Here is a 2,716-nt window from a genome sequence, read left to right as displayed (position 1 = left end):
CCCCGGACGTGGACCAGGCGCCCACCCCACGCGACAGCGGGGCAACCGGCCACCACCCAAACCGGCCGAAGAGCACAACTCAAGATCGAAGAGGCTGGGAACCCAGCCCGCGATCAACCACGGCCGATCCATGAAAGATCGAGGTTGGGGGTCGAGTAGACCGACACGATCTCGCCGCGAGCAGCCTCGTTGGCTTACGAGATGATCGCCGGTAGGACGTGGCTGCTTCTGGCCCCCGCGTCATACCGGCCGCTGTCGGGCGCGGGCCGGGTCCTCCACCGCCGTCCCGCGTCGTCCAACGCCACCCCGTCCGGTCTTCGTGGACGCACAGGCGGGGTGATGGCACCCGGCGAGCAGTCAGCGTTCCTTTGCTTGCCCAGCCTCAGGCGACCTGAACGATCTTGACTGCTCCGTTGGCGACGTGAAGGTCAAAGGTCAGACCGGTGGCCTTGCTGAGCTTCGCCAGCGTTTCGAGCCGTGGCTGCGTCTCGGCGATCTCCAAGCGCGCGACAGCGGGCTGCTTGAGGCCAACCTGCTCGGCGAGGGCCCGCTGCGTGAGACCGTGTTCGACCCGGTATGCGATCACCTGGTTGGCGACCTTCCGGGAGAACGCCAGGGCGTCCCACTCCTCGCGGAACTCCGGGTCCTGGCGGTGCTCTTCGATGACCTGGTCAAGAGTCTTGAGCTCCGACAGCTTCATCAGTCCTCCTTCAGGTCGTTGAGCCGTTCCACGGCCACGGCGACTGCCCGCTTGTACTTCCGCTTGTCGTGGTGTCCGATGGCGCCAACGACGACGAGTCTTGCCCCCATCCGCCGGTAGAAAGCCCGCCACGGGCTGTCGCCACCTCGGGGACGTAGCTCCCACAGGTGGTCGGCGTCCACGACGGCACTGGTGTGTGGGAACGGTAGATCCGTGCCGCGTTCTCGCAGCTTGTCGAGGGCGTTGTCGATCGCCGCGCGCTCGTTGGCAGGGAGCTTGGCCAACTCGTCGGCTGCATCGGGGTGGACCACGACGTCCCAGGGCATGCAATCATGATAACGACCACGTTATTACCGTTGCCCCGGGGCCTCAACCCCTGCTGGCACGGTCAGTGTCGTGAGGCCGCCCACGCGCCCGCCTGGCCGCGTAGGGCGGACGTGGTCGTCACGCGGGTCGCATCCGACGATCCGCCGGTGCCGGGCGAGGTTCCCGACGCAGATCGACGATCACCTGTCTGCGGGGGCGAGGCCCGCCAGCAAGATCGTCTGCTCGACAGTGATCGGACGGCAAGCGGAAAACCGGGTCATCTACCTGCCCATTCGGCCAAGCTCCGACCACTCCATGCTGATAGCTGCAGCCAATTTACCCAGGTCAAAGGCTAGATGTGGAGCGTGGTGGACCCTGTGCGCCAGCATCCGAATCTTTCGATCTTGGTTGCTGGCGCTGAAATCGCTGTCCGGCCGCTCGCTACCCGGCCTAATGACCAGACCCGCCCGGTGATCTCGATCCGGCATCGACCGGCCCGCTCTGGCCCCCACCGGCTCTGACCAGGTATGGCCGGACCGGGCTTCGACTCGGCTCTGATCCGTCTTGATACACCTCTGGCTCTGTTCCAAGACCCGATCCGGCCTTATGCTGCCTGCTTCTTCCGTAGTCGTCCGACTTGTCCGAGCTACTACCAGAGACCGACGGCCTCGTCCGGACGCGACGATCTCCTCTGGTCGCACGGCGGCGATATGCTCGGCCGGTCAGCACGTCCCACCATCCAGGGCAAGCGTGTTCCATTAGACGGGACGGCTTGGCCCGGAAGGTGGGACGATCAGGGGGCGGTAGCTCAGTCGGTCAGAGCAGCGGACTCATAATCCGTCGGTCGTGGGTTCGAGTCCCACCCGCCCCACCCCCGTGACCTGCGCCTTTGCTTCGGTGGCTGCCACTGCGGGGCCCCCGCAACCGGTGGGTGTGCACCCTGGTGTGCACGACCCTTCCGCGGAACTGCCGCGGCGCGCCGCTCCGCAGCTTCCGCAGCCCGGGCCGGAGTCACCTTCGTGTACGTCGTCGCCGTGATGTTGATGTTGCTGTGGCCGAGTCGTTCGGACACTTCCTTCAAGGTCTCTCCCGACTCCAGACCGATGGTCGCGCTGGAATGCCGCAAGTTCTTCAGCGGAATCGCGGGCAGGTCCACATGCCGTGACAGCGTCTCGAACCGGGACGACACCGTGTTCGGATGCCACGCCGTGCCGTCCGCCTGCGTGAACACCAACCCCGTCTCCGCCCAGCCCGGACCCATGGTGAGTTTCTGCTCGGCCTGCCGTCGGTGCCAGCGGCGCAGTGCCGCCGCCGTCTCCTTGTCGAGGGCACCGGCCCGAGCCGACTGCCGGGTCTTCGGCTTCGACGGGCGTGCCTTCCCACCCACGGTGACGATCGTCGTTCCCGGTTTCGACGGGATCGTGACCGTGCCGCTGGCAAGGTCGATGTACTCCCAGCGGAGTCCGACCAGTTCACCGCGGCGTAGGCCGAGGCAGGCCATCACGGCGAACGCCACGGCCAACGGATCGTTCCGGCTTTCGCAGTAGTCGAGGAACTGGCCGAGTTGGGCCCCGGACCAGGCGAGCACTTCAGGGTTGGGCGGCAGCGCCAGTTCCACGTCACTGGCCGGGTTGAATTTGATCAACCGGCGTTTCCGGAGCACTGACAGAAGGGCACGTGCGGTCCGGTGGATGCTGTGCAGCGTGGGCC

2 protein-coding genes, 1 tRNA gene and 1 pseudogene are annotated in these 2,716 nt (G+C 66.3%); 1 reads left to right on the top strand and 3 read right to left on the bottom strand.

The genetic code is table 11. The features are described from left to right. Nucleotides 1-382: 382 nt before the first annotated feature. Both AC5LUJ_RS24215 and AC5LUJ_RS24210 read right to left on the bottom strand, forming a co-directional pair. Complete coding sequence (locus AC5LUJ_RS24215; RefSeq protein WP_250284042.1) at nt 383-700, bottom strand: helix-turn-helix transcriptional regulator; 318 nt, start codon at nt 698-700, stop codon at nt 383-385. After that, entirely contained in the window at nt 700-1,026 is a 327-nt protein-coding gene (locus AC5LUJ_RS24210; protein ID WP_250284040.1) for a type II toxin-antitoxin system RelE/ParE family toxin, read from the bottom strand. The genes AC5LUJ_RS24215 and AC5LUJ_RS24210 overlap by 1 nt, the downstream gene beginning before the upstream one ends. Before the next feature lie 777 nt (nt 1,027-1,803). Here AC5LUJ_RS24210 and AC5LUJ_RS24205 point away from each other — a divergent pair. Then, a tRNA-Ile gene (locus AC5LUJ_RS24205) sits at nt 1,804-1,877 on the top strand. Nucleotides 1,878-2,024: 147 nt separating this feature from the next. On the opposite strand, the pseudogene AC5LUJ_RS24200 reads toward AC5LUJ_RS24205, so the two are convergent. Next, a pseudogene (locus AC5LUJ_RS24200) lies at nt 2,025-2,594 on the bottom strand (site-specific integrase); the annotation flags it as partial. Between the last annotated feature and the right edge of the window lie 122 nt (nt 2,595-2,716).

It is taken from the genome of Protofrankia sp. CiP1_Cm_nod3, assembly GCF_982290655.1.
Note: the sequence above shows the minus strand (reverse complement) of the source record. Positions and strands in the feature narration are given on the sequence as shown.